The organism is Roseateles depolymerans (assembly GCF_003387155.1).
Taxonomy (GTDB): domain Bacteria; phylum Pseudomonadota; class Gammaproteobacteria; order Burkholderiales; family Burkholderiaceae_C; genus Roseateles; species Roseateles depolymerans.
Map to the genome: position 1 here is coordinate 1,097,817 of NZ_QUMT01000002.1, position 23,079 is coordinate 1,120,895.

Consider the following 23,079-nt stretch of genomic DNA (forward strand, 5'->3'; position numbering starts at 1 on the left):
AGGAGTACCCGGCTGTGCACAACGGATCCGCGCCCGTGTTGGTGCTGGAAGGAATCCACAAGGGCTTTCCCGGTGTGCAGGCCCTCACCGGCGCGGGTCTTCGCCTGTTCGCCGGTGAGATCCACGCCCTGATGGGGCAAAACGGCGCCGGCAAGTCCACGCTCATCAAGGTGCTGACCGGCCTGTATGCGCCGGACGCCGGCAGCATGAGCCTGCATGGCGGCCCGATTGCGCCTCGCTCCACCGCGCAGGCGCAGGACCTGGGCATCAGCACCGTCTATCAGGAAGTCAATCTCTGCCCCAATCTGTCGGTGGCGGAGAACCTGTTCATTGGCCGCTATCCCAAACGATTCGGCCAGATCGACTGGAAGCGCATGCGCGCCCGCTCGCGGGAACTGCTGGGCGAACTGGAACTGGACATTGATGTCTCCGCGCCATTGGCCCGCTACTCTCTGGCGGTGCAGCAAATGGTGGCCATTGCACGGGCGCTGAACATCTCGGCGCAGGTGCTGATCCTGGACGAACCCACCTCCAGCCTGGACGAGGCGGCGGTGCAGCATCTCTTCCGCGTCATGCGCCGGCTGCGCGGCCAGGGCATGGCCATTTTGTTTGTCACCCATTTCCTGGACCAGGTTTATGCCGTGTCCGACCGCATCACCGTGATGCGCAATGGCCGCACGGAAGGCGAATACTGGGCCGCCGAGCTGGGGCGGCTGGAGCTGGTGCAGAAGATGGTCGGCCCCCATGCGGCGGCCACGGGCACCGACGCTTGCGGCCCGGCCTCGCAGGGGGAGGCGGTGGTGCGCACGCACGGACTCGCCCGCCGTGGCGCCCTGCAGCCGATGGACCTGGAGATCCGCAGCGGCGAAGTGCTCGGCCTGTGCGGCCTGCTCGGTTCCGGACGCACCGAAACCGCCCGCCTGCTGTTCGGCGCCGATGCTGCGGATGCCGGACAGATCGAAATCAACGGCCAGCAGCAGCGCTTCAGCTCGCCCCGGCAGGCCATCCGCGCCGGAATGGCCTTCTGCTCGGAAGACCGCAAGCTCGAAGGCACGGTGCTGGCCCTGTCGGTCCGCGAGAACATCGTGCTGGCCCTGCAGGCGCGTCAGGGCTGGTGGCGCGCCATTCCACTCAAGCGCCAGCGAGCCATTGCGGAGGACTACGTCCAGCGTCTTGGCATCAAGACGGCCGACATCAACACGCCCATTGGCCTGCTGTCCGGCGGCAATCAACAGAAGGCGCTGCTGGCCCGCTGGCTGCTGACGCAGCCGCGACTGCTCATCCTGGACGAACCGACACGCGGCATTGACGTGCGAGCCAAAGAGGAGATCATGACCGAGGTGCGCCGCCTGTGCGCCGAAGGCGCGGAGACGGACCGCCGCATGGCGGTGCTGTTCATCTCGTCCGAACTGCCCGAAGTGCTGCGCTGCAGCGACCGTCTGCTGGTGCTGCGGGACCGCCGTGCCTGCGGCGTCTATGAACGGGGCCAGCTCAATGAAGACACCGTCCTGGAGGCCATTGCCGGCGACGGCGGAGACACCCCCCGTGATTGATTCCCTGCCCTTGCCGCCCAAGAATCCGTCGGCGGATGCTCAGGCGCTCCACGATCGCCCGACGCCCGTGTGGCGCTCATGGCTCTCCCTGCTGAGGGAACATCCGTTGCTGCGCCCGGTCGTGGCGCTGGCCCTCCTGCTGCTGGTGGACGCCATCTTCCTGCCCGGCTTCCTGCACCTGGAGATCAAGGACGGCCATCTCTACGGCCCGCTGATCGACATCCTGAACCGAGCAGCCCCCCTGATGCTGGCAGCGCTGGGCATGAGTCTGGTCATTGCCACCCGCGGCATCGATGTCTCCGTGGGAGCGGTGGTGGCCATTGCCGCCACCGTGGCCGCCATGCTGGTCAATGCCAGGCAGCCCCTGCCGTTGGCGTACGCGGCAGCACTGGGCGCCGCCTTGCTCTGCGGCGCCTGGAATGGCGTGCTGGTGGCCGGGCTGAAGCTTCAGCCCATCATTGCCACGCTCATCCTGATGGTGGCCGGCCGGGGACTCGCGCAGCTGATGGCGGACGGGCAGATCATCACCGTCTACGAGCCCTCCTTCTTCGTGCTGGGCAGCGGTTATCTGCTGGGCCTGCCGGTCTCGCTGTGGGTGGTGCTGGCGGTCGCGCTGGCCACCACGCTGCTGCTCAGCAAGACCGCGCTGGGCCTGTTCATCCAGGCCGTCGGCCTCAATCCAGTGGCGTCGCGCCTGGCGGGCCTGCGCACCGTGACGCTGATCTTTGGCTGTTATGTGTTTGCCGCGCTCTGCGCCGGCGCGGCCGGGCTGATGATTGCTTCCAACATCAAGAGCGCCGACGCCAACAATGCCGGGCTGCTGCTGGAGCTGGACGCCATTTTGGCCGTCACCCTGGGCGGCGCCTCGCTGGCCGGCGGCAAGTACCACCTGGCCGGCAGCCTGGTGGGGGCCCTGATCATCCAGACCCTCACCACCACCATCTACTCGCTGGGGGTGCCGCCGGAGGTGAACATGGTCGTCAAGGCGATGGTCGTGTTCCTGCTGTGCATCCTGCAATCGAATGAATGGCGCGCCATGCTGCGCCGCTGGACCCACCGGTCCGCCCTGCACGGAGGTCGTGCATGACGACATCGGTCCTGCCCCCCGCGCGGGCGCCCCAGGGCCTGCCCGAACCTGCGTCTGCCGCATCAGTATCGGCGGCTTCGGTCTCCACCGCCTCAGCCGCTCCGGCTGGCGCGACCGTCCATCGTGGATCCGCATCCGGGTGGGAGCGCAGCCTGCAACGCTGGCTGCACCATCCGGCCTTCAGCGCCCAGATGACGGTGGTCCTGCTGGTGCTCCTGGTGATCGCGGGCGGGGTGATGTACGACGGTTTCGCCGCTCCGCAGGTGATGCTGAATCTGCTGATCGACAACGCCTACCTGCTGGTGCTGGCGGTCGGCATGAGCCTGGTGATCCTGTCTGGCGGCATCGACCTGTCGGTCGGTGCGGTGCTGGCGCTGTCCACCACCGTGGCGGCCTGGCTGCTGCAGCAGGGGCATTGGCCCGCACCGGCCGTCATGGCGTCCGTGCTGGTCGGCGGCACGCTGTTCGGTGTGTTCCAGGGCGCGCTGATCCATGTCTTTCGGCTGCAGCCCTTCATCGTGACGCTGGCCGGCATGTTCCTCGCGCGGGGGCTTTGCTATCTCATCAGCGTCGACTCCATCACCATCAGCGACGAGACCTTTGTCTGGATTTCGCAGACCCAGATCCACATTCCAGGCGGTTTTGTCTCGCCGGGCGCGGTGATCGCGGTCGTGCTGCTGGCGGTGGGCATCTGGCTGGCGCATCGCAGCGGCTTTGGCCGCGCGGTGTATGCGCTGGGCGGGAATGAGACCTCTGCCGTGATGATGGGCTTGCCGGTGGGCCGCACCAAGCTGCTGGTCTACGGCTTCAGCGGTTTCTGCGCTTCTCTGGCCGGGCTGCTGTTTGGGTTCTACATGCTGTCCGGGTATGCCCTGCACGGCCAGGGCGCGGAGCTGGATGCGATTGCGGCCGTGGTCATCGGCGGCACCATGCTCAGCGGTGGTTACGGCTATGTGGCCGGCGCACTCTCCGGCGTGCTGGTGCTGGGCACCATCCAGACGCTGATTGCCTTTGACGGCACGCTCAGTTCCTGGTGGACCAAGATCGTGATCGGCGGTCTGCTGTTTGTGTTCTGTGTCGTGCAACGGGTGTTGTCCCGTCCCCTGGCGGGCGGGGGCAGCGGCCAAGGCCAGTAAGGTGCCTTGGGATGAGGAAACCATCCAGTGGTACTGCCGTCCCTGACCGCAGGGGCCGCAGGGTGCGGAGCGCCGCGCCCCACCCACCGGCAAGCGCCGCCCGGCTCAGTACAAGGTCGCCGCGACCGCCCTCACCTCGCTCAGCAGCGTCCTCGCCCCCGGCGACAGCAGATGCCCTTCCCGCGTGATGATGCCGAAAGCATCCATCGCGCAGGGCAGCTCGATCGGCAGGATCGCCAGCGCCTGCAGCGAGGCGTAGTACTTCGCCACCTCCAGCGGCATCACATGCAGCGAATCCGTCTGCTGCAGCAGGGCCGTGATCACCAGCAAGGCCGTTGTGTCGACCGCATTGGCCGGCGGCTCCAGCGCAGCGCGCCGGAACATCAGCTCCCACCGGTGCCGCAGCACACTGCCCGGCGGCGGCAGGATCCACGACTGCGTCGCCAGATCCGCCAGTGACAGGTCGTCCCGGCTGAGGAGCGGATGCCCCAGCCGTGCCACCGCGCAGGCCGGCTCACCGGTCAGCTCTTCATAGTGCAGCCCGCCCGACCCGTCCTCTTCCAGGATGCGGCCGATCATGAAGTCCAGCACCCCTCGCTGCAGCAGGTCCAGCAGCACCTTGCTGATCTCCATCTGCACGCCGATGCGCATCAACGGCGCCTGGGCTTTCACCCGCGCAATCGCCTTGGGCAGCAGCGACATGCCCGGCGTCATGATCACCCCCACCTCCACCTGCCCGGTCAGGCCTTTCTTCAGCGCCACGATGTCGTCGTGCGCAGCCGCCAGGCTGGTCAGGGCCATGCGGGCGTGGCGGATCATCGTCTCGCCAAACAGCGTCGGCTCCATGCCCCGCGGCAGGCGGTCGAACAGCCGCACGTCCAGCATGTCCTCCAGGTCCTTGAGCTGCTTGGAGGCTGCCGGCTGCGTCATGCACAGCGCCTCGGCCGCCCGGTGGATGTTGCGGTGGTCGTCCAGGGCGATCAGCAGCAGCAGCTGGCGCGTCTTCAGGCGCGCGCGCAGGAACCAGTTGGGATTGGGAGCGTCATCCATCGGAAGCGATCGAAAGGCGTCAGGCCAGGTCCACGATGCCCTTGGCGGACAGGACATGGGACAGGTCGTCGTCCGTCTCCTGCAATTGCACCAGCGTGGCCTGCCGGGCGGCCAGCGGGTCGCGGTTGCGGATGGCCGTCAGGATGGCCTCGTGACGGGGCAGCGACAGCTCATGGGTGTTGGGCAACTGGCTGCTCAGGATGATCGATTCCCTCAGCGCCAGCGACAGCATGTTGCCGATGTAGGCCATCAGGTCGTTGCCGGTGGCCTCGGCGATGCTGCGGTGAAAAGCCAGGTCCGGCTCCAGCAACTGCTCCACATCGGTGGCGGCCGCCATGCCGGCAAAGGCCTGCTCGATCTGCCGCACCTGCCCCTCGGTCGCGGACTTGGCCGCCAAGGCCGCGGCGGCCGGCTCGAAGGTCCGTCGCACTTCCATCAGGGTGGCCAGGAATTCCTGCTGCGGCTTGGTCTGGATCAACCAATACAGCACATCCGGGTCCAGCAGGTGCCATTCGTTGCGAGGCCGCACCAGCGCCCCGGCCCGTTGCCTGGAAATCACCAGGCCCTTGGCCACCAGCACCCGGACCGCCTCCCGGAGCACCGGTCGACTGATCTCGTAGCGCTCCAGCAACTGGGCTTCTCCCGGCAGCCGGTCGCCCGGCTGGAGGGATCCGGAGACGATCGCCAGCCCCAGGTCGCTGACGATGCGGCCATGCATGCTCTTGCCTTCGGGCTGGCGGCGGTAGGTGGAATGATCGGCGCGGGTCTTCATCGGGCGGCAGGCTACCATGCCCGGGCCCGCTCAGCCCGGGAAGGTGTAGGCCGTCTTGACCGTGGTGTAGAACTCCCGCGCATAACTGCCCTGCTCCCGCGGCCCATAGCTGGAGCCCTTGGAGCCGCCGAACGGCACGTGGTAGTCGACCCCGGCCGTGGGCAGGTTGATCATCACCATGCCGGCCTGGGCATGCAGCTTGAAATGGGCCGCATGCTTGAGCGAGGTGGTGCACAGCCCGGCGGAGAGACCGAATTCGGTGTCATTGGCCAGGGCCAGCGCCTCGTCATAGTCCCGCACCCGGATGACGTTGGCCACCGGGCCGAAGACTTCCTCCCGGCTGATGGTCATGTCGTTGCGGGTGTCGGTGATCAGCGCCGGGCGCTGGTAGAAGCCGCGAGTCTCGCGTTCCACCACGTCGCCGCCGAAGGCCAGCCGGCCGCCTTCCTTCTGGGCGATGTCCACATAGCGCAGGTTCTGGTCCAACTGGCGCTGGTCCACCACCGGGCCGATGTCGGTGCCGGCCTTGAGCGCATGGTCGACCTTGAGCGTCTGCAGCTTGGCCACCACCGCCTCGACAAAGCGGTCGTGGATGCCTTCGGTGACAAGGATGCGGCTGCTGGCCGTGCAGCGCTGCCCGGTGGAGAAGAAGGCGCTTTGCACCGTCGCATTCACCGCCACGTTCAGATCGGCGTCGTCCAGGATGATGACCGGGTTCTTGCCGCCCATCTCCGCCTGCACCTTGGCCTGGCGGGCCGCGCAGGCCGCGATGATGCGGCGGCCGGTGGCCACCGAGCCGGTGAAGCTCAGCGCCTTCACCTTGGGCGAGTCCACCAGGGCGGCGCCCACCTGGGAGCCGGCGCCCATCACCAGGTTGAACACGCCCTTGGGCAGCGAAGTCCGGGACAGGATCTCGGCAATCGTCCAGGCGCAGCCCGGCACCAGTTCCGCCGGCTTGAACACGACGGTGTTGCCGTAGGCCAGCGCCGGCGCGATCTTCCAGGCCGGAATGGCGATGGGGAAGTTCCAGGGCGCGATCAGGCCCACCACGCCCACCGGCTGGCGCAGCACATCCACGCTCACGCCGGGCCGCACCGAGGCCAGCGTCTCGCCGCCCAGTCGCAGTGCTTCCGCAGCGAAATACTTGAAGATCATGGCTGCGCGGTGGGTCTCGCCCATGCCTTCGGGCAGGGTCTTGCCCTCTTCCCGGGACAGCAGCCGGCCGATCTCCTCCCGGCGGGCCAGGATCTCATTGCCGACCTGGTCCAGCACGTCAAAGCGCTGCTGCGGCGTGCTGAAGGCCCAGCCGCCGAAAGCGGCCTGCGCGGCGTCGATGGCCGCCTCAGTCTGGGCGGCATCGGCCTGCGCATAGTGGCCGATGACATCGCTGGTGTCGGAGGGGTTGATGTTGGGCCGCGTTTCCGCGCCCGACACCCATTCACCGTTGATGTAGTTCTTGAATTCGTTGCTCATGTCGGGTCCTTTCAGCGCGCCCAGCGCAGCACCAGCGGGTCCAGGCGGCGGGCAGCGTCCAGCAGCCCGGCACGGACCGGGGCGGACATCGGGGGGAACGGGTGGCGCGGCGCGTCGCTGGTGATCACGCCGCCTTCCTTCATCAGGGCCTTGGCGGTCAGGATGCCGCCCTGGCGGTTCTCGTAATTGATCAGCGGCAGCCACCGGCCGTATTCGGCGACGGCGGTCTCGCGGTCACCAGCGGCATAGGCATCCACGATGCGGCGGATGCCGTCCGGGAAGCCACCGCCGGTCATGGCGCCGGTGGCGCCGGCATCCAGGTCGGCCAGCAGCGTGATGGCTTCTTCGCCATCCCACGGGCCTTCGATGGCCTCTCCGCCCAGCGCGATCAGCTCACGCAGCTTGCTGGCCGCGCCGGCCGTCTCGATCTTGAAATAGCGGATCTGCTTGAGCTCCTTGGCCATGCGGGCCAGGAAAGCCGCAGGCAGCGGGGTGCCGGCCATCGGCGCGTCCTGGATCATCACCGGGATGTCCAGGGCGTCGGACAGGCGCGCATAGAACTCGTAAATGCCAGATTCGCTCACACGCAGCGTCGCGCCGTGATAGGGTGGCATCACCATCACCATGGACGCGCCCTGCGCCTGCGCACGGCGGCTGCGCTCGATGCAGATCTGGCTGCTGAAGTGGGTGGTGGTCACGATCACCGGCACCCGGCCCGCCACATGCTCCAGGATGCTGCGGGTCAACACTTCCCGCTCGTCGTCTCCCAGCACGAACTGCTCGGAGAAATTGGCCAGGATGCACAGCCCGTTGGAGCCCGCATCGATCATGAAATCCACACAGCGCTTCTGGCTGTCCAGGTCCAGCCCGCCCTCGGCGGTGAAGGTCGTGGGCACGACGGGGAACACGCCCTTGAAGGGCCGGGGAAAGGGTTGGCTCATGCGAAGTCTCCTGGGCAGAAGGCGCGTGTTTGCTCCGGTGGGCCGAAGTCCGCCGCGTCTGCTCTCATTAAAGTATTACTTTATTCAAGCTTATATCCGGGGAAACCCGGATTCAACCGGGTGATCGACGCCAATTAGTCTGACTAATAGAATGATTTCGACCTGGCAGCGCCTGAGTGCGCGCCGCCCTCATCAGAACGGAGACATGACATGACCCTCAGCGCACGCTATCCCAGCCTGCGAGACCGCCGCGTGCTGATCACCGGCGGTGCCACCGGTATCGGCGCCACCCTGGTGGAGGCCTTTGCCGCCCAGGGGGCACGTGTCGGTTTCATCGACATTGCGCGGGAGGCCGGCGAAGCGCTGGCGGCCAAGCTGCCGGGCAGTGCCTTCATGGCGGCCGACCTCACCGACATTGCCGCCCTGCGCAGCGCCATCGAGCAGTTGCGCGAAATGCTGGGCGGTCCGTTCAGCGTGCTGCTCAACAATGCCGCCAATGACAAGCGCCATGCGCTGGAAACCGTCACCCCGGAGTTCTGGGACGCGGCGATGGCGGTCAACATCCGCCACCAGTTCTTTGCGGCGCAGGCTCTGGCGCCGGACATGAAGGCGCTGGGCGGCGGCTCCATCATCAACTTCGGATCGTTCAGCTGGATGCTGATGCAGGGCGGCATGGCCGCCTACACCACCTCCAAGGCTGGTGTGCAGGGCCTGACCCGGTCGCTGGCCAAGGACCTGGGGCCCTTCAACATCCGCGTGAACACGCTGGTGCCGGGCTGGGTGATGACGGAAAAACAGCTGGCCCTCTGGGTCAATGAAGAGACCAAGAAGGAAATCGACCAGAACCAGTGCCTGAAAAAGCCGTTGATGCCGGAGCACATCGCCGCCATGGCGCTGTTCCTGGCCGCAGACGACAGCGCCATGTGCACGGCGCAGGACTACATCGTGGACGGAGGCTGGGCATGAGCACCGATTCGACTGCCGATGCGACCGTCGGGTCGCCCTCCTCCGCCCGCGTGCTGGTGGACAGCCGCAACCGCCTGGGCGAATGCGCCCTCTGGTGCGAGCGCGACAAGGTGCTCTACTGGACCGACATCGACAATGCCCGGCTGTTCCGCTGGCGCCTGTACGACGGCTCCGTCACCGACTGGCCGATGCCCGAGCCGCTGGCCAGCTTCGCCCTGTGCGACACCCCGGGCTGGCTGCTGCTGGGGCTGGCGTCCGGCACGGCGCTGTTTGACCTCTCCACCGGCCGGGTCGGCCCCCTCATTCCCGTGGAAGCGGAAGAGCCCCGCACCCGCATCAACGACGGCCGCTGCGATCCGCAGGGCCGTTTTGTTTTCGGGATGTTCAATCCGCACGGCGCCGCGGTCGGTGGCTACTACCGCGTCAACGGACTCTCCCGCGAGGCGCTGCGCATCGAGCAGCTGCCGCTGCCGCCGGCCGTCATCGGCAACTCGCTGTGCTTCAGCCCGGACGGCGGCACGCTGTACTACACCGACTCGCCGCAGCGGCTCATCTGGGCGCTGGACTATCACGCCGACGGCCGACTGGGCGAGCGCCGCGTCCACATCCGCATCGAGGGCTATGACGTGGAGCCTGACGGTGCCGCCATCGACACCGAAGGCGGCCTGTGGTCGGCCCTCTGGGGGGCCGGCGCGGTGGCCCGCTTCGACACGCAGGGTCGCGAGACCCACCGGCTGGCCCTGCCCGCCAGCCAGCCCACCTGCCCGGTGTTCGGCGGCCCGGACCTGGACCGGCTGTGGGTGACCACCGCCCGCAAGGACCGGGAGCACGAGCCCCTGGCCGGTGCCGTGTTTGAGCTGGACCCGCAGGGCTTCCGCGGTTTGCCGCCGCATCGATTCGCCCTGCGCTGACACCGCTGCACTGATCACCCGGCACTGACCACCCGGCACTGCCCCCAGCGCTCGCCCGCCCTCACCTGACTGAACCCATGACCCCCATGCAGATCCGCGACTACGGTCGCATGCCCGATGGCCGTCGCATCCATGAATACACGCTGGACACCGGTGCCGGCCTGCGCCTGTCGGTGATCGACCTGGGCGGCATCGTCACCCGGCTGGAAGTGCCCGATGCCCGCGGGGACCTGGCCAATGTGGTGCTGGCCTTGCCGACCCTGGACGACTACCGGCTGCGCAATCCGCATTTCGGGGTGATCGTGGGCCGTTACGGCAACCGCATCGGCCAGGGCAGCTTCAGCCTGGACGGCGAGCAATACCCGCTGGACGTCAATGACGGCGCCAACTGCCTGCATGGCGGCGCGCAGGGGTTTGGCACGCAGGTGTGGACGGTGGAGCCGGAGGCCGACGACTGCCTGTGCCTGCGCCTGACCAGTCCGGACGGCGACCAGGGCTTCCCGGGCCGGCTCGAGGTCACCGTCCGTTACCGCCTCACCGGCGACCGCGAGTGGCGGGTGGACTACGAAGCCACCACCGACCGGGCCACCGTGGTCAACCTGACACATCACGACTATTTCAACCTGGCCGGCGGCGGCTCGGCCCTGGGCCATGAACTGGAGATGCCTGCCAGCCGCTACTGCGAGGTGGCGGCCGGCATGATCCCGACCGGCATCGCCGATGTCACCGGCACCCCGTTTGACTTCCGCACGCCGCAGCGCATCGACGCCCGCATCCGGCAAAACCACCCGCAGTTGCAGATCGCCCAGGGCTACGACCACAGTTTTGTGCTGGATGCGCCGCTGGATGCACCGCTGGACGGCGCCTCGCAGCCCCTCCGGCTGGCGGCCCGCCTGCGCGACCCCGTCAGCGGACGCCGCATGGAGGTGCACACCACCGAGCCGGCCGTCCAGTTTTATTCCGGCAACTTCCTCAATGGCAGCCTGGCCAGCCCGGAGGGCCAGTTGTATCGCCAGGGCGACGGCGTGTGCCTGGAAACCCAGCACAACCCCGATTCCCCGCACCATGAGCCGTCCGCCGACTGGCCCAGCACCGTGCTGCGGCCCGGCCAGACCTACCGCAGCCAGACCCTGCATCGGTTCGGTTAACGCGCGAGAGGCCCCGGCGACACCCCGCCGCGTTACCTAAGTCACCCGCCCGAGGGCTCCTCGCTGGCTATCCTTCCGACCATCCAACACAAACGTGGACGGTCATGGGAATCGGGTTCAAGGTGTCCAATCGATCAATGATGGCAGCGCTGGCGGCAGCGGCCATCATTGCCCTGGCGTTGACCGCCTGCTCCAGCACGCCCAAACCCACCCAGGTCAGCGGCGCCATTGCGGCCAGCGCCACGGTGAATCCGAGCGTCAGCAAGCGGCCGTCGCCGGTGCTGGTGCGGGTGTATGAGCTGAAAACGGCCAATGCCTTCAATTCGGCCGACTTCGTGTCGCTCTACCAGCGCGACCAGGCCGAGCTGGGTGCGGACGTGGTCTCGCGCGAGGAAATGACGCTGCAGCCCGGCGAAAAACGCCCCTACAGCAAGACGCTGGGCGCGGACACCCGCTTCATCGCCGTCTTCGCCGCCTACCGCGACCTGGAGCATGCCCGCTGGCGCGCCGTCGTGCCGGTGCAGGTCGGCCAGAAGCAGAAGCTCACCATCCAGGCCGACGAACTGTCGGTCAGCGCCACCATCGAGAAGCCGTGAGCTGGCACAGCAAAGTCATCTGGTCGCAGGGCATGTTCCTGCTGCCTCATCATTTCCAGCAGGAAACCCGCTACCTCGAGCATCTGGTGGACAGCCGGGTGCGCAGCATCGCGACCCATGGCTGGGGTTTCACCAGCCTGGAGCTGGATGAGGCCCTGCTGGCCGTCGGCCGCCTGGGCGTGATCCGGGCCCGCGGCGTGCTGCCGGACGGCACGCCCTTCCACATTGCCCAGACCGATGCCGCACCGCCGCCGCTGGACGTGCCGGCCTCGCTCAAGGACGAGATCGTCTACCTGGCCGCCCCCATCGCGCGCCCGGGCACCAACCAGGTCGCCTTCAGCATCGACGGCGCCGGCAACGGATCCAGCCCCCATGGCCACGGCGGCGGTGAACGCAATGACGGCCTGGACCTGATGCGCTACCGCGTGCTGGACCAGGACGTGCGCGACGCCACCAACATCGGCGACGAGCCGGAGCCGCTGCAGACCGGCTCCCTGGCGCTGCGCCTGCTGCCTGCCCGCGAGCTCAATGACGGGTATGCCGCCATCGGCGTGGCCCGGGTGGCCGAGCGCCGGGCCGACCAGCAGGTCATCCTGGACACCAGCTACGTGCCGCCGCAGACCCGCATCGACGCCACCCAGCACCTGGCCGCCATGGCCTCGCTGCTGCACGGCCTGGTGCGCCAGCGGGCGCAGTTGCTGGCCTCGCGCATGGGCCAGCTCAACACCGGCGTGTCGGAACTGGCGGACTTCCTGATGCTGCAGGCGCTCAACCGCGCCGACCCGCTGTTCCGCCAGCATGCCGGCTCGCCCCACCAGCATCCGGAAACCCTGCACCGCGACTGCCTGCAACTGGCCGGCGACCTGGCCACCTTCGTCAGCGACAACCGGCTGGCCAGCGACTATCCGCTCTACCGTCACGAAGACCTGCGCGGCAGCTTTGCACCGCTGCTGGAGGACCTGCGCCGCATGCTCTCGGTGGTGCTGGAGCGCAATGCGCTGCAGATCGACCTGGTGGACCGCACCCATGGCGTGCGCACCGCCGTGGTCGGCGACCCGGAACTGCTGCGCAGCGCCAGCTTCGTGCTCGCGGTCAATGCCCAGGTGGGTGCGGAGCAGTTGCGACAGCGTTTCCCGGCCCAGTCCAAGCTCGGCCCGGTGGACAAGATCCGCGACCTGGTCAACCTGCAGTTGCCCGGCATTGCGCTGCGTGCGCTGCCGGTGGCCCCGCGCCAACTGCCCTTCCACGCCGGCTTCCACTACTTCGAGCTGGACCGCGGCGGCGAGCTGTGGAAGCAGCTGGAGCGCAGCGGCAGCATGGCCCTGCATGTGGCCGGCGACTTTCCGGGGCTGGAGCTGGAGCTCTGGGCCATCCGCCAGTAATCGGCGGCCGCACGAACGATCTAACTTTCTGGAGCCGGCATGGACCCCTCCGCGCTCAATGACCCGTTTGCGGGTTTCGACGACCAGCGCACCTTCATCAAACCGCGTCCCGGCGGTGCTGCGCCTGCCCGTTCGGTGAATCCGGACGGCAGCGGCGAGCCCCTGCCCGATGCGGAAGCCAAGGGGCTCAATCCGCTGCTGTCGCTGGCCAACAAGCTGCTGCTGCTGGTGCCGCCGCTGCGAGCCACGCGCAGGGTGGAGGACCCGGCCGCGCTGCGCAACCAGCTGGCCCAGGCCATCCGGGACTTCGCCGCGCAGGCGCAGTCGGCCGGCATTGCGCCGGAACGCATCATGGCCACCCGCTACGTGCTGTGCACGATGATGGACGAAGCCGCTGCCGACACCCCCTGGGGCGGCTCCGGCGTCTGGGCGCGCCACAGCCTGCTGTCCATGTTCCATAACGAGACCTGGGGCGGCGAGAAGGTCTTCCAGCTGATGGCCCGACTGGCCGAGAAGCCGGAGGAGAACCGCGACCTGCTCGAGGTCATCTATGCCGCGCTGACGCTGGGCTTCGAAGGTCGTTACCGCGTCATCGACAACGGCCGCGCCCAGCTCGAAGCCGTGCGGGACCGCCTGGCCCAGATCCTCAAGCAGCAGCGCGGCGACTATGCCCCCGCGCTGGCCCAGCACTGGCAGGTGGAAGCCACGCAAAAGCGCCGCCATTTGGGCTGGCTGCCGCTGGCGGCCCTGACCGCCGTGGTGGCGCTGGTGCTGGCGGGCACCTACCTGATGCTCACCCTGTCGCTGGCCGAGCGGTCCGATCCGGTCTTCGGCCAGATCCAGTCGCTGCGGCTCACGCCGCCGGTCGTCGCACCCGCGGCCCCGCCGGCCAAGCCGCGCCTGGCGCAGTTCCTGCAGTCCGACATCAAGGCAGGCCTGGTGGCCGTGCGCGATGAAGTCGACCGCAGCGTGGTCACGATTCGCGGCGACGGCCTGTTCGCCGGCGGCAGCGCGACCCTGTCGCCGGACCGGGAGCCGCTGATGCTGCGCATCGCCGATGCGCTGAGCAAGGTGCAGGGCCAGGTGCTGGTCACCGGCCACAGCGACAACCAGCCGATCCGCTCCGCCCGTTTCCCGTCCAACTGGCATCTGTCGGAAGAACGGGCGCACACGGTGGCGGAACTGCTGATGGCCCACCAGGTGGGCGCCGAGCGGGTGCGCGCCGAAGGCCGGGCGGATGCCGAGCCGGTGGCGCCCAATGACAGCCCTGCCAATCGCGCCCTGAACCGGCGCGTCGAAATCAGTCTGATGATCGGTGGCCGCGCGGAAGCCGCGCCGGCGGCCAGCGGAGCCGCACGATGAAACGCGTTCTGGGATGGATCTTCAACCGCTGGGTGCTGCTGGCGGTGCTCTTGCTGGCCGTGGCGCTGGTGATCTGGATCATCGGCCCGCTGGTGGCCATCGGGGACTATCGACCGCTGGAGACGGAGCGCTCCCGGTGGATCACCATCGCGGTGATGGTGCTGGTGGTGGCGGCCCTCATCGGCTGGCAGCGCTGGCGCGCCAGCCGCAGCAACCAGGCGGTGGTGCAGCAGCTGATGCAGTCGCCCACCGGCCCGGCCGACGCCGAGCGGGACAGCCCCGACATGGCGGCCGTGCGCGAGCGCTTCCAGCAGGCCATGGCCACGCTGCAGCGCGCCCGGTTCGGCGCCGGCAACCAGCTCAAGGGCTGGGCGGCGCGGCTGGGCGGGCGCTACCTCTACGAGCTGCCCTGGTACCTGATCATCGGCGCCCCTGGCTCCGGCAAGACCACCGCCCTGCGTCACAGCGGCCTGCAATTCCCGCTGGCCGACCAGATGGGCGACCACGCCATCCGCGGCGTGGGCGGCACGCGCCATTGCGACTGGTGGTTCACCGACCAGGCGGTGCTGATCGACACCGCCGGTCGCTTCACCACGCAGGACAGCGACCCGACCAACGACAAGGCCACCTGGAGCGGCTTTCTCCAGATGCTGCGCCGCTCCCGCCCGCGTCAGCCGCTCAACGGCGCGCTGGTGACGGTCTCCGTCTCCGACCTGCTCGCGCGCACCGCCGCCGAGCGCGCGCAGTACGCCGCCACCGTGCGCGGCCGCCTGCAGGAGCTGCACAAGGACCTGGACGTCCGTTTCCCGATCTACCTGTTGGTGACCAAGGCCGACCTGCTGTCCGGGTTCATGGACTACATGGCCACCATCGACAAGGACCAGCGCGCCGCGCCATGGGGCTTCACATTCCCGCGCGCCGCTGCAACGCCGCTGGCCCAGGCCGGCGCCGAATTCGACGCCCTGGCCCAGCGCCTGCTGGACGGCCTGATCGACCGCCTGCAAGCCGAGCGCGACCCGCAGCGCCGCGCCCGCATCTACGGCTTCCCGGCGCAGTTCGGCACGCTTCGCCAGGCGCTGCTGGAATTCCTGGACGGCGTGTTTGCGCCCTCCCCCTATGAAGCCCAGCCGATGCTGCGCGGCGTTTATTTCGTCAGCGGCACCCAGGAAGGCACGCCGATCGACCGGGTGCTGGGCTCGGTGGCCCGCAACTACCGGCTGGAAAACGCGGTCATCGCGCCCAACCAGGCCAGCGGCCGCAGCTACTTCCTGAACCGTCTGCTGAGCGAAGTGGTCTTTGCCGAAGCGGGCCTGGGCGGCACCAACCGCCGCTGGGAGCGCATGCGCAATGCCTGGATGGTGGCCGGCTACGCCACCGTCGGGCTGCTGGGCATCGGCATGCTGACCGCCTGGGCGGTGAGCTACAGCAACAACCGCAAGTACATCAGCGATGTGTCGGCCCATGCCGAGCAGGTGCGGGAGCTGTTGCAGTCCACGCCCAACCGTGCCACTGCGGACGTGCTGCCCATCCTGCCGGCCCTGGACGCCACCAAGAGCCTGGCCAAGCTGGACGGGGCCACGCCCTGGTCCATGCGCTGGGGCCTGTTCCAGGGCCGCAAGCTCGACAGCGCCGCCCATGCGGCCTACCAGCGCATGCTGGGCGACGCCCTGCTGCCGCGCATCATGCTGCGCATCGAAGAGCAGTTGCGCCAGGGCAGCAACACGCCGGAGACGCTGTATGAGGCGCTCAAGGCCTATGTGATGCTGCACAACACCGACCACTTCGACGGTGCGTCGCTGAAGCAGCATGTGATGACCGACTGGGAGACCACCCGGCGCGAGCTGACGCCCGAGCAGCGCGAGCAGCTCAGCCAGCATCTGGAAGCGCTGCTGGCCCAGGGCGGCGTGGCCTCGCCCCTGCCCGATGACGAGGCCCTGCTCAAGGCCACGCGCACCCAGCTCTCCACCCTGCCGCTGCCGCAGCGCATCTACAACCGCATCAAGGCGCAGCGGCTGGGCGGTGATTTCCCGGACTTCACCGTGGCCCGCGCAGCGGGGGCGAATGCCTCGCTGGTGTTTGTGCGGGCCAGCGGCGCACCGCTGACCTCCGGCGTGCCGGGGCTCTACACCCGCGAAGGTTATCTGCGCGGCTTCCAGCCGCTGGTGGGCCAGGCGGCCTCGCAACTGGCCTCGGAGCAGTCCTGGGTGCTGGGCGTGGCCGATGCGCCCAAGACCGCCACGTCGATGGTGCAGGCCAACGGACCGCTGGAGAACGAAGTCCGCCAGCTCTACCTGACCGACTACGCGGCCACCTGGGACTCGTTCCTGGCCGACATCAAGCTGCAGCCGATGGGCACGGTGACCCAGTCGGTGGAGCGCTCGCGCCTGCTGTCGGCATCGGACAGCCCGCTGCCGCCGCTGCTCAAGGCCATCTCCCGCGAGACCACGCTGGCCTCGGGCGGCAATGCCATCGAGCAGGCGCAGCAGAAGGCGGGTGACCTGCTTCAGAAGTCGCGGGACAAGATCGTCAATGCCATCTCTGGCAAGGCCACGCCGGCAGACGCCGCCGCCCAGCAGCGGCTGGAAGCCACCATCGTGGACGACCGCTTCGCCGGCCTGCGCAACCTGGTGACGGCCCCGCCCGGCGGCGGCAAGTCGCCGCTGGATGAGACGCTGGCGTTGATCGGCGAGGCCAACGTGGTGCTGAGCGCCGCGGAGACCGCGCTCAAGGGCGGGTCCGCCCCGCCGCCTTCCCCAGTACCCAACCGTCTGAAGGTGGAAGCCACCCGCATGCCGGAGCCGCTGCGCACCATGCTGGACGACCTGTCCAGCAGCTCGTCACGCGTGTCCCAAGGGGCGTTGCGCCAGACGCTGAGCCAGGAAGTGCGCTCGCAAGTCGGTGAGTTCTGCCAGCAGGCCGTGGCTGGGCGTTATCCGCTGGACCGCAACTCGTCCCGCGATGTGACGCAGGCCGACTTTGCCACGCTGTTCGGCCCTGGCGGCAAGATCGACCAGCTCTTCCAGCAAAAGCTCGCGCCCTATGTGGACACCACCACCCGCCCCTGGAAGTTCCGGCCGGTGGAAGGCACGCCGCTGGGCGGCGATGTGGGCACCCTGCCCCAGTTCCAGCGCGCCGCGGTGATCAAGGAAACCTTCTTCCCCGGCACCAATGCGCCGTCCCTGCGGCTGGACTTCAAGCCGGTGGAAATGGACACCACCATCCAGCAGTTCATCCTGGACGTGGACGGCCAGATCGTCCGCTATGCCCACGGTCCGCAGATTCCGAGCTCGGTGCAGTGGCCCGGTCCGCGCGGCAGCTCGCAGGTGCGGGTGCAGGTCAGCCCGGCCAGCGCCAACGGCTCGTCCGGCATGGTCAACGACGGCCCCTGGGCCCTGTTCCGGCTGTTCGACCGCGTGAAGATTGAAAAAACCAACGCGCCGGAGCGCTTCCGCGTCACCTTCGACGTGGACGGCCGCAAGGCGGTGTTCGAGGTGACGGCCAGCAGCGTGAACAACCCGTTCCGGCTGAATGAGCTGAACCAGTTCTCCTGCCCCACCAGCCTCTGAGGTCCTGCATGGTTTCCTCCTCGACTGCAGGGGCCGCCGAGATGGGCGGTGCCGAATTCACGCCGGGCTGGTACGGAAAGCTCGCACCGCTGGGGGACTTCGCCCAGCGCCGCCTGCCGGCGCATTGGGTCAAGCAGTGTGACCCATGGCTGTCCGCGCTGATGCGGGACCTGCCGCTGGCCCTGGGGCCCCACTGGCTGGACCTCTACCTCACCGCGCCGGTGATCCGCTTTGCGTGGGCGCCGGGCGTGGTCGACATGAAGTGGTGGTTCGGCGTGATGATGCCCAGCTGCGACAACGTGGGCCGGTATTTCCCGCTGGTGATCGGCCAGCAGCGCACCGACCCGCCGGTGGACCGCGCCGGCCTGGACCATTTGGAGCGCTGGTATGCGGTGCTGACCCAGGCCGCGGTGCACACGCTGGAGGACGGCGCCACGCTGGAGTCCTTCGAGCAGCGCCTGGCCACCGCACCGGCTTTTCCGGCCAGTGCGGCGGCGGCGATCCCGCTGCCGGATGCGGCCAATCGCTGGCAGACCTTCAGCCCGCCGACCAGCTCCCTGCCCAGCGGGCTGGCGATGCTGGCGGCCGGGGAACTGATGGAGCGGCTGGCGGGCTGCACGCTGTGGTCCAACCGGCCGGTGGCGCCGGCCTTGCCGCAATTCCAGTGGGGACCGGGGTTGCCGGGGGCGCAGGTGTTTGGGGCGCTGCTGACGCAGGCGGCGCGCTGATCGTCGCTGCGTGCGGTGGGCAGGGTCGCCCAGCGCTGATCGGCGCTGGGTGAGCGTGGACGCGATTCGCTGAAGGCTGCCGCGGCAGACCGAGCCGCCATCCGTTGATTGCGGCTACCGCGGGCCTCGTCGTGGCCTGGTGATGTCGCTGCGGCCGGGCGGGCGCGGCCCTCCAGCGCGTTTACAGCGGCATGCGCCGCGTGGTTTCGTCGTCCTCGTCTTCGTCGGACTGCGGCTGAGCAGCGGTCGCGCTGACGACGACTTCACGGCGGTCGCCGACGGGCGTCGTTCCGGACCCAGACGCACCCGAACTCTCGCTCGGGCTCGGGCCTGGAGATGCGGCCGAGCCGGCGGTCGGCGCGGTCACGGTGTCCTCGTCGTCGGGGCTCATCACCGGCGCGGTCTGGCGGTCCCCGACCCACAGGGCGATGGCACTGAAGTTGTCCTGGTTCGGCAACTCCCGCGCCTCGATCTCCGCCCGCATGGCCAGCAGCCAGTCCTGCGGGTTCTGCGCCAGGCGCAGCGTGTCTGGAATCGCGGCCTCGCCGGCACTGCCCCACCAGCCGTCGCTGCACAGCAGGAAGACGTCGCCGTCTTCCAGCGGCTCGGCGCCGGTGGTGTGGGGCTCCAGGTCATCGTCGATGCCCAGCGCTGCCACCAGATGATTCTTGTGCGGGTGGTCCTCGGCCTGCGCCGGGGTGATGAGCCCGGCATCGATCAGGCGCTGCACCACGCTGTCGTCGTTGGTGACGCGGTCGACGCGGCCGTTGCGCAGTCGGTAGAGCCGGGAATCCCCGACATGCGTCCACATGGCGAAGTTGCGCTGCGCATCCACGCACAGCGCCACCAGCGTGGTGTGCATGCGGGCGCGGCCGCTTTCCTCAATGCCGCGACGGACGTCGTCATGGGCGGCCATCACCGCCCCGGTCAGCAGTTCAGGGCGCCACGGCAAGGTGGCATCGCCCAGCGCCAGTTGCATGCGCGAGACCGCGCGACGAGCGGCCTCCGCGCCGTTGCGGTGGCCGCCGGCGCCGTCGCACAGGACGGCATACCAGCCAGGGCCGTTCTCGTGGGCCACCACCGCATCTTCGTTGGTGGTGCGCTGGCCGATTTCGCTGCAGGCCGCGACTCGGATCTTGAGCATGGTGTCGTGTGGTGGACCAGGTCCGCGTCAGGCCGCGGTCTTGCGTTGATTCAGGCGTTCGAGCTGCTCTTCGTAGGCCTCCAGGAAGGCCTTGCCGAAGAGATTGTGGAAGTCCTCCTGGGCCTCCTCACGAATGGATTCGAAATGCTGCAGATACAGCTCCCAGAGCTTGGCCTTGCGGTTGAGGGTGAGCACGCTGTCCAGCATCGAGCGGCTGGTGAGCTTGGACTCCAGCATCTCGGGCTTGAAGCGGCCCAGCACCCCCTCCAGCGCGGCACGGGTGCCGGCCATGGTGCCAATGGTATGGCCGACGAGGTCGTGCATGGCGTCGGACATGGCAGCCGGCCCCGGCAGGAAACCCCGCACCGGCGGTTGAAGCAATTGTTCCAGGGCCGCCTGGGCATCCGGGGAGAACTTGAGCGGGTTGTTGTCCCGCGATCGGATGACGGTGACCTGGGCCCGCAGCTCATGCTTGGTCGCGGCACGCACGGCCATCATCTGCAGCGTGCCGTCCACCGAGGAGCGCAGCAACTGGCCGATGACGCGCATCAGCTCCGGGGTCATGCCCTGGGCAGGGTCGAAGCGGATGCCGGCGCCTTCGCTGAAGGCTTGCCAGAGGGCGGCGGCAGTGGTGGGGTCGGCTGGGCCTGCAGGCTGTTGCGGCTGCGATGGAGGTTGCGGACGCGCGGCTGGTCGCGGTGACGGCGGCGAAGACACGAGCCCGCCTGCTTCCGAGTCCATGAACATCGGTGTGGCGATGTCCGATGGCGTCGGCGGAACCGGGGCCAGGGCGGGCGGCAGATGGGGCGGAAGCGCAGCCGCAGGTGGCGCAAGAGCGTCTGGCGGGAACGCGTCCAGCAGAATCGTCGACGCCGACGACGGCGAGCCGATCGTCGCAGACGGCGCAAGGATGGGCAGCGTCGCGGCGCCGGACGGCGGCGTTGTGGCGGCACCTGCGGGACGGCCAGCGGTCGCGGTCTGCCGTACCTCCGGAGGACGGAACGAGCTGTTGAGCGCCGAGGTGTGGTCGGCCAGGGCCGGCGTCACCGGCTCGCTGTGCGAGGGCTTGACGGGCGCGTCCCCAAACAGGGCCAGCGGGTCGGTGGGCACTCCGCCTGAGGAGGCGTCTCCCAGCCCCTGCGTGGCCCCGGCCATGAAACCGGCCAGCGGATCGGCGGAACTGCTGCCGCCGGGCTGGAGACCGAACATGTCGTCCAGCGAGCTGGCGCCGCCGCCGGAGGATGGAATCAGGTCGCCAAACGCCCCGCCCCCGGAGACCGAGAAGTCCTGATGGGCGCGGGGCACGGCGGGGGCCGCCACCGGGGCGCCAAGGCCCCCAAAGTCAAAGCCACCGGACGATGACGCGGCGGCAGCCGGCGATCGTGCCGGCGACGGCGGGGGCGCGAAAGGATCGAAGTCGTCGGGCAGCAGCGCAGCGGTCGGTGCCGGTGCGGCGACCGGTGCGGTCTTGTGCGTCTGGCCAAAGGCGGTGCGCGGTGCTGGGGGCGGCGGCGCGCCCAGCAGGTCGGCAAAGGGATTGCCTGAACTGCCGGAGTTGCTGGCGCTTCCGGCGCTTCCGGCGCTTCCGCCCAGCAGATCGGCAAATGGGTCGCTGGCGGGCAGCGGCGGCGGGAGCGGCCGACCTGATCCAAAGCCGTCCAGCGCAGCCGCTGGCGGCGCAGTGCCGAACGCAGGCGCGCTTGCCACCCGCTGCGCCGGGGGCACGGCGCCGTCGGCGCGTGGCGACAGCATCATGTTGGTGTCAGCTACCGGCGCAATGGAGACCTGCAGCAGGTACCCGCCCATGCGGATCTCGTCCCGGTCCCGCACGGGCAGGCTCTGCCCCTGGGCCAGCGACTGGCCCGCCACGGTGATGGGGTTGGCGCTGCCGGTGTTGAGGATCAGGTAACCGTCGCCCGAGGGGCGGATCTCGGCCTGCTGCCGGGAAATGTGACGCTCCGGGTCCGGAAGGGCCAGGGTGTTGCCGTCCGCACGACCGATCGTGCCCCCCTGCGGGCCAAACTGTGCGGTGATGGGCTGCGTCAGGGGCAGGTCATTGAGCGACACTGCGCGCAGGGTGAGAGTCATGGTGCTGCCTTTGATCGATCCGGGACCGCCAGACGCGTCTTCGCGAAATAGTTGGCGGCCCTCGCATGTTTGCCGGTCCTGGCCCATGCTTCAATGAACGAAAGTCACCTTCTGTCTGCTGCGGCTGGCCTCATACTGCCGCGGCCCGTTCTGCTTCCCTAGCGATGCCGATGCCAAAGTATTCTCTTCGTGCTGTTGCTCCCTGCGTGCTGGCTGCCTTGCTGGCGGGCTGTGTCACGCCTCCCAAGAACACCGCGCCCGCGCCGGAGCCGGTCGCCCCGGCTGCTTCAGCCCCGGTGGCGCCGCCTGAGCCGCCCCCTCCTCCCCCCGCGACGCCGGCCCAACAGGCCCAGGCGCAGAAGATGGCCCTGTCCGCCGTCGACATGCTGGAGGCGGGCCAGGAAGACCAGGCCCGCGCCGAGATCCAGCGTGCGCTGGCGGTGGACCGGGACAACAAGCTGGCCAACAGCCTGATGCGCCAGATCACCGGGGATCCGGTGCAGATGCTGGGCAGGGAGTCGTGGTCGTACACCGTCCGGCCGAATGACACGCTGTCGCGCATCTCCGGCCGGTTCATGGGCGACATCTATTCGTTCTACATCCTGGCGCGCTACAACGACATCAAGGTGCCGGCCCGTGTGGCGGGTGGTCAGGTGCTGCGTATTCCGGGCAAGGCGCCGCCGCCCGGGTCGCTGGACCCGCAGCCGTCGCCGCGTGGACGCAACACGCCGGCACCGGCGCCGCAGCCGGCTGCGGCGACGCCTGCTCCGGCTCCTACCCCGGCGGCTGCACCGACGCCGGCACCGGCTCCGGAGCTGAGCGCTGGTGAGAAGGCCATGCGCAACGGCGAATCCTGGGAACGCAGCAACCGGCTGGACCGGGCGTTGGATGAGTACAAACGCGCGGCGTCGATGGACCAGCCGGGTGCGCAGGCCAAGGTGGACGTGGTGCGCAAGAAGCTGATCGACCGGTCGACGCTGGCGGCGCGAACTGCGTTCGCCAAGCAGGATCTGGCGGGGTCGATCAAGGCTTGGGACAACGTTTTGGAGCTGGACCCTGGCAATGAAGTGGCCAAGCTGGAGCGGCAGAAGGCGGTGTCGTTGAAGGCGAAGGTGGATCAGCTGAAGTGATGGGCTGAGCGTGTCCGGACCAAGGTCCGGCTGATCAAAAAAAGGC

18 protein-coding genes are annotated in these 23,079 nt (G+C 68.7%); 12 read left to right on the forward strand and 6 right to left on the reverse strand.

Going from position 1 to position 23,079, the window contains the following annotated elements; genetic code table 11:
• The first annotated feature begins 14 nt into the window (after window positions 1-14).
• The 3 genes from DES44_RS12740 (at window position 15) to yjfF (ending at window position 3,776) form a co-directional block, all read left to right on the forward strand.
• Window positions 15-1,553: a sugar ABC transporter ATP-binding protein gene (locus DES44_RS12740; protein WP_232309771.1), complete on the forward strand. Its 1,539-nt coding sequence runs from the start codon at window positions 15-17 to the stop codon at window positions 1,551-1,553.
• 88 nt (window positions 1,554-1,641) lie between these two features.
• Complete coding sequence (locus DES44_RS12745) at window positions 1,642-2,640, forward strand: ABC transporter permease (protein WP_375137526.1); 999 nt, start codon at window positions 1,642-1,644, stop codon at window positions 2,638-2,640.
• A gap of 191 nt (window positions 2,641-2,831) precedes the next feature.
• A complete protein-coding gene (gene yjfF / locus DES44_RS12750; protein ID WP_058935264.1) occupies window positions 2,832-3,776 on the forward strand; it encodes a galactofuranose ABC transporter, permease protein YjfF in 945 nt (314 codons plus the stop codon).
• 105 nt (window positions 3,777-3,881) lie between these two features.
• Here yjfF and DES44_RS12755 read toward each other — a convergent pair whose 3' ends face one another.
• From DES44_RS12755 to DES44_RS12770, 4 genes are read right to left on the reverse strand one after another with little or no spacing between them, the layout of a single operon-like run.
• A complete protein-coding gene (locus DES44_RS12755; protein WP_058935265.1) occupies window positions 3,882-4,826 on the reverse strand; it encodes a LysR family transcriptional regulator in 945 nt (314 codons plus the stop codon).
• Window positions 4,827-4,845: 19 nt separating this feature from the next.
• A complete protein-coding gene (locus tag DES44_RS12760) occupies window positions 4,846-5,598 on the reverse strand; it encodes a FadR/GntR family transcriptional regulator (protein WP_058935266.1) in 753 nt (250 codons plus the stop codon).
• 30 nt (window positions 5,599-5,628) lie between these two features.
• On the reverse strand, window positions 5,629-7,071 hold the full coding sequence (locus DES44_RS12765) for an aldehyde dehydrogenase family protein (RefSeq protein ID WP_058935267.1): 1,443 nt from the start codon (window positions 7,069-7,071) through the stop codon (window positions 5,629-5,631).
• Window positions 7,072-7,082: 11 nt separating this feature from the next.
• Entirely contained in the window at window positions 7,083-8,012 is a 930-nt protein-coding gene (locus DES44_RS12770; protein ID WP_058935268.1) for a dihydrodipicolinate synthase family protein, read from the reverse strand.
• 210 nt (window positions 8,013-8,222) lie between these two features.
• On the opposite strand from DES44_RS12770, the gene DES44_RS12775 reads away from it, so the two are divergent.
• The 8 genes from DES44_RS12775 to tagF all read left to right on the forward strand — a co-directional run bounded on the left by DES44_RS12775 (window position 8,223) and on the right by tagF (window position 18,671).
• Window positions 8,223-8,978, forward strand: a complete 756-nt coding sequence (locus tag DES44_RS12775) for an SDR family NAD(P)-dependent oxidoreductase (protein ID WP_058935269.1) — start codon at window positions 8,223-8,225, stop codon at window positions 8,976-8,978.
• Window positions 8,975-9,889 (forward strand): SMP-30/gluconolactonase/LRE family protein, encoded by a 915-nt coding sequence (locus DES44_RS12780; protein WP_058935270.1) that lies wholly within the window; start codon window positions 8,975-8,977, stop codon window positions 9,887-9,889. Before DES44_RS12775 ends, DES44_RS12780 begins: the two co-directional genes overlap by 4 nt.
• Before the next feature lie 77 nt (window positions 9,890-9,966).
• Window positions 9,967-11,037: an aldose epimerase family protein gene (locus tag DES44_RS12785; protein WP_058935271.1), complete on the forward strand. Its 1,071-nt coding sequence runs from the start codon at window positions 9,967-9,969 to the stop codon at window positions 11,035-11,037.
• 104 nt (window positions 11,038-11,141) lie between these two features.
• Entirely contained in the window at window positions 11,142-11,633 is a 492-nt protein-coding gene (gene tssJ, locus DES44_RS12790) for a type VI secretion system lipoprotein TssJ (protein ID WP_083525607.1), read from the forward strand.
• Window positions 11,630-13,015 carry a type VI secretion system baseplate subunit TssK gene (gene tssK, locus DES44_RS12795; protein WP_058935273.1) on the forward strand — a complete coding sequence of 462 codons (1,386 nt, stop codon included), beginning with the start codon at window positions 11,630-11,632 and terminating at the stop codon, window positions 13,013-13,015. Before tssJ ends, tssK begins: the two co-directional genes overlap by 4 nt.
• A gap of 39 nt (window positions 13,016-13,054) precedes the next feature.
• The gene (locus tag DES44_RS12800) at window positions 13,055-14,377 is read left to right on the forward strand and encodes a DotU family type VI secretion system protein (RefSeq protein ID WP_058935274.1); all 1,323 of its coding nucleotides are present in this window, start codon (window positions 13,055-13,057) and stop codon (window positions 14,375-14,377) included.
• Window positions 14,374-17,943: a type VI secretion system membrane subunit TssM gene (gene tssM / locus DES44_RS12805; RefSeq protein WP_058935275.1), complete on the forward strand. Its 3,570-nt coding sequence runs from the start codon at window positions 14,374-14,376 to the stop codon at window positions 17,941-17,943. The genes DES44_RS12800 and tssM overlap by 4 nt, the downstream gene beginning before the upstream one ends.
• An 8-nt stretch (window positions 17,944-17,951) precedes the next feature.
• Entirely contained in the window at window positions 17,952-18,671 is a 720-nt protein-coding gene (gene tagF / locus DES44_RS12810) for a type VI secretion system-associated protein TagF (RefSeq protein ID WP_083525608.1), read from the forward strand.
• Between the two features lie 181 nt (window positions 18,672-18,852).
• Here the strand turns inward: tagF and DES44_RS12815 are convergent, their stop codons facing one another.
• Both DES44_RS12815 and tagH read right to left on the reverse strand, forming a co-directional pair.
• Complete coding sequence (locus tag DES44_RS12815) at window positions 18,853-19,815, reverse strand: PP2C family protein-serine/threonine phosphatase (RefSeq protein ID WP_058935277.1); 963 nt, start codon at window positions 19,813-19,815, stop codon at window positions 18,853-18,855.
• A gap of 27 nt (window positions 19,816-19,842) precedes the next feature.
• Window positions 19,843-21,903 (reverse strand): type VI secretion system-associated FHA domain protein TagH, encoded by a 2,061-nt coding sequence (tagH, locus tag DES44_RS12820; protein WP_170156666.1) that lies wholly within the window; start codon window positions 21,901-21,903, stop codon window positions 19,843-19,845.
• A 170-nt stretch (window positions 21,904-22,073) separates the two neighbouring features.
• On the opposite strand from tagH, the gene DES44_RS12825 reads away from it, so the two are divergent.
• Window positions 22,074-23,033, forward strand: coding sequence for a LysM peptidoglycan-binding domain-containing protein (locus tag DES44_RS12825; RefSeq protein WP_157592959.1), 960 nt, complete (start codon window positions 22,074-22,076; stop codon window positions 23,031-23,033).
• The last annotated feature ends 46 nt before the right edge of the window (window positions 23,034-23,079 follow it).

What these genes read in the sequence shown, in the direction of transcription:
- tagF (WP_083525608.1), top strand. Translation starts at nt 17,952, where the DNA reads ATGGTTTCCTCCTCGACTGCAGGGGCCGCCGAGATGGGCGGTGCCGAA.
- tssM (WP_058935275.1), top strand. Translation starts at nt 14,374, where the DNA reads ATGAAACGCGTTCTGGGATGGATCTTCAACCGCTGGGTGCTGCTGGCG.
- DES44_RS12815 (WP_058935277.1), bottom strand. Translation starts at nt 19,815, where the DNA reads ATGCTCAAGATCCGAGTCGCGGCCTGCAGCGAAATCGGCCAGCGCACC.
- DES44_RS12780 (WP_058935270.1), top strand. Translation starts at nt 8,975, where the DNA reads ATGAGCACCGATTCGACTGCCGATGCGACCGTCGGGTCGCCCTCCTCC.
- DES44_RS12825 (WP_157592959.1), top strand. Translation starts at nt 22,074, where the DNA reads ATGCCAAAGTATTCTCTTCGTGCTGTTGCTCCCTGCGTGCTGGCTGCC.
- DES44_RS12775 (WP_058935269.1), top strand. Translation starts at nt 8,223, where the DNA reads ATGACCCTCAGCGCACGCTATCCCAGCCTGCGAGACCGCCGCGTGCTG.
- DES44_RS12755 (WP_058935265.1), bottom strand. Translation starts at nt 4,826, where the DNA reads ATGGATGACGCTCCCAATCCCAACTGGTTCCTGCGCGCGCGCCTGAAG.
- DES44_RS12765 (WP_058935267.1), bottom strand. Translation starts at nt 7,071, where the DNA reads ATGAGCAACGAATTCAAGAACTACATCAACGGTGAATGGGTGTCGGGC.
- DES44_RS12760 (WP_058935266.1), bottom strand. Translation starts at nt 5,598, where the DNA reads ATGAAGACCCGCGCCGATCATTCCACCTACCGCCGCCAGCCCGAAGGC.
- DES44_RS12785 (WP_058935271.1), top strand. Translation starts at nt 9,967, where the DNA reads ATGACCCCCATGCAGATCCGCGACTACGGTCGCATGCCCGATGGCCGT.
- tssJ (WP_083525607.1), top strand. Translation starts at nt 11,142, where the DNA reads ATGGGAATCGGGTTCAAGGTGTCCAATCGATCAATGATGGCAGCGCTG.
- DES44_RS12800 (WP_058935274.1), top strand. Translation starts at nt 13,055, where the DNA reads ATGGACCCCTCCGCGCTCAATGACCCGTTTGCGGGTTTCGACGACCAG.
- tagH (WP_170156666.1), bottom strand. Translation starts at nt 21,903, where the DNA reads ATGACTCTCACCCTGCGCGCAGTGTCGCTCAATGACCTGCCCCTGACG.
- yjfF (WP_058935264.1), top strand. Translation starts at nt 2,832, where the DNA reads ATGACGGTGGTCCTGCTGGTGCTCCTGGTGATCGCGGGCGGGGTGATG.
- DES44_RS12770 (WP_058935268.1), bottom strand. Translation starts at nt 8,012, where the DNA reads ATGAGCCAACCCTTTCCCCGGCCCTTCAAGGGCGTGTTCCCCGTCGTG.